General features: G+C 69.6%; 3 protein-coding genes. All 3 read right to left on the bottom strand.

Annotation, left to right across the window (positions count from 1 at the left end):
* Window positions 1-833: 833 nt before the first annotated feature.
* Window positions 834-1,097, bottom strand: coding sequence for an SCO4848 family membrane protein (locus C1I99_RS30950; RefSeq protein WP_111137682.1), 264 nt, complete (start codon window positions 1,095-1,097; stop codon window positions 834-836).
* Between the two features lie 86 nt (window positions 1,098-1,183).
* Window positions 1,184-1,747 (bottom strand): alpha-ketoglutarate-dependent dioxygenase AlkB, encoded by a 564-nt coding sequence (locus C1I99_RS30955; RefSeq protein WP_111137683.1) that lies wholly within the window; start codon window positions 1,745-1,747, stop codon window positions 1,184-1,186.
* A 328-nt stretch (window positions 1,748-2,075) separates the two neighbouring features.
* A partial coding sequence (locus C1I99_RS30960) for a chitinase (RefSeq protein ID WP_233512816.1) occupies window positions 2,076-2,722 on the bottom strand: 647 nt, incomplete at its 5' end.

A 2,722-nucleotide genomic window follows, 5' to 3' on the forward strand; every position in this document is an offset into this window, starting at 1 on the left:
AAGTGTTGCCAAAGGAACCCCAAACCAGAAGACCCCGAAGAATCAACCAGCCAGGGATATCAAACAAATTGGCACTGGCTTATCAAGCACCCTGTTGAGTTCTCAAAGAACAACCACACACCACCCGAACATCCCATACTTGGGAGCCCGTCTGGGGCACCACTTCCAACCACACCCATCCGCTCTCGCGCTGGGCACTTTTACTACGTTACCGCACCGTCTCTGCCCTGTCAAACCGTGTGTCCCGGTCTGTCACGCTTCGTACGGGTCGGCGCCGGTGAGTCCGCGCAGCAGTGAACCGCTGCGCCTGACCATCGGATTCGGCAGGCCGGCCGTCGCGGTCTCCCACGAACTCGCCCGGTGCCCTGCCGGTCGTCAACCATACCCGGTCGGTTCCGCCTCACCAAATCCGCCTCGCGGCAGATTCGGGGCCCCACCCGGACCAGGATCCAACGGATACAACCCGCCCGACCCTGGCATCATTCCCGCGCCCGGCCTCCAGGACTTTCGCCCCGATTCGTCCGTTCCGCGCTGGCAGAGAGAAAGTTACTCGCCCGCCGGAGTGATCGTCAAATCCGCGGGGCAGCGGCCCCCGTCACATCATCTCCGTCGGACTATTTCCGCTGCTCACAGCGATGTCCGCCAAGGAGGATCGACGTGGAGGCGCCCGCCTGAGGCGAAGCCCCGCAGACAAAATGTCCAACGCCCCCCGGAGTGCCCGCATTCCGCAATGACATGGGGCAGGGCAGTTCTGGTGGCGGGTCCGACCGCCGGAGCAGACACCAGCCCACCGGCCCCCACCACGCGACCGGCTGCCCGCGGGGTGCCCCGGCTCAGGCCGTCGGTCGGTCGCCGCGCCGGGTGGTGGCCCGCCAGCCGCGGACGCCGAGCACCCCGACCGTGGTGCCGATGGCCAGGGACGCCCCGATCAGCAGGGCATGCACCCAGAGGAAGCCGGTGGCCGGGAAGTCGCCGACCGTCCCGGTGGCCCATGACCGGGGGTCCTTCCAGATCGCGACCGCGAACCTGGGCCAGATCACCCAGGTCCAGACACCGACCCCGGTGAGGAAGAGGGCCCAGCCGCGTGACAGCACCATGGCTGCCCAGTATGCCAGCGCCGGGCGTTGCGCCCCGGTCCGGCGGCCCGCTCACCGCTGACGCCTGGGTGACCGGGCGCCGCAGGTCAGGCCCCGCGCAGCTGCCGGAACGTGATCGAGTAGCGCAGTTCCGGCACCGGCGGGATGCTGTGCTGCCAGCTCGAGCGGGCTGCTCCGGCCAGCACGTACGCCGACCGGGGCGCCAGCTCCACCTCGTACACCCGGCGGTTGTCGCCGGTGCCCCGCTGGAAGCGCAGCAGACAGGCGCAGCCCAGCGAGAGACCGACGACGGTCGGCCCGAACGCCGGCGCGTCGCGGTGCCAGCCGATGACCGAGCCCGGCGGGTACCGGGTGACCAGCGCCTGCGCGAGCGTGCCCGCCGGCACCCCGGCGAGCGCGGCGCAGCGCTCCCGGACCTCGCACAGTTCCACCGGCAGCGCCTCGGCGGCGGTGAGCTGGAACGAGCCGTAGTCGTAGTCGAAGCCGAAGTGCCGGACCGTCCGCCGGGCGATCTGCCCGTGCATGCGGATCTCGCGGAAGTCGTACGCGGCCAGCGCGGTGAGCAGCGACCGCTCCTCGTCCGGGTCGACCAGCTCGGGCTGGTAGCTGAGCCCTGCCGGCCGCTCGTGGACGCCGCGCATCCGTCCCATCCACCCGACGGTAGCCGCCCCGGCTGAGCGCCGTGGGCCCTCCGACTTCCAGAGGCGTTCTTCCTGCTTAGGGGAGCGGCCGCCGCGACTGCGGGTGCCCGCCGACGGTACGACCACTGCCACCTGCGCAGGTCGCGCGGACCGGCATGGATCCAGATGGGTGAGCAGTGCGGCCGGGGTCCGGACAGCGAGCCGACCAGACGGCCGCTCCCCGGTTCCCTGCCCTCTGGGGGGCGCCCGACGGCGAGCGGCTCCGCCCGGCCGGCAGAGATCGTGACCGGGCCCCGTCCGCTGCCGGAGCAGCGGTGGCGAGGCCCGGCAACGGAAATCAGCAGTAGAGATTGTTACCAGCGGGCACGCCGAGAGTGCCCACAAACTGCTGGTACTTGGTGACGCGGCTCTGCACCTGGGCGGGGTTCCCGCCGTTGCACTCGATCGAGCCGTTGATGCTGCGGATGGTCTCACCGAAACCGGCGCCGTTGACCATCGCGTTGTGCGCGGTCATCGTGCCCGGGCCATTCTGGGTCATCCAGTACCAGATAGCGGTCTTCCAGGCCACCGCGGCGTCGTTCTGTACCAGCCAGGGGTTGGTGAGCAGCGGCAGACCGAGGGCGTTGCCGGCCGCGTTGTAGTTGAAGTTCCAGCTCAGCTGGATCGGTCCGCGCCCGTAGTAGGCGGCCTGCCCGGCCGGGCAGCCGTAGGGCCGGCTGTAGTCGCAGTAGTGCGGGTAGTTCGAGGTGTTCTGTTCCACGATGTGGACGAGCCCGCCCGTCTCGTGATGCACGTTCGCCAGGAAGGCCGCGGCCTCCTGCTTCTGGACGGTCGCGCTGCCCGTCTTGGTGAACGCCGGGTAGGCGCTGAGGGCGGCGACGAGCCCCGAGTAGGTGTAGAAGGAGTTGCGGCTCGGGAACATCTGGTTGAACTGGGCCTCACTGACCACGAAGCCGCCGGGGTTGGTGGGGGGCGGGCTGCTGG

Origin of the sequence: Micromonospora deserti (assembly GCF_003236335.1) — a bacterium.
Taxonomy (GTDB): Bacteria; Actinomycetota; Actinomycetes; order Mycobacteriales; family Micromonosporaceae; genus Micromonospora; species Micromonospora deserti.

Coding starts and splice junctions, on each gene's coding strand:
- C1I99_RS30950 (WP_111137682.1), bottom strand. CDS start 1,097: ATGGTGCTGTCACGCGGCTGGGCCCTCTTCCTCACCGGGGTCGGTGTC.
- C1I99_RS30955 (WP_111137683.1), bottom strand. CDS start 1,747: ATGGGACGGATGCGCGGCGTCCACGAGCGGCCGGCAGGGCTCAGCTAC.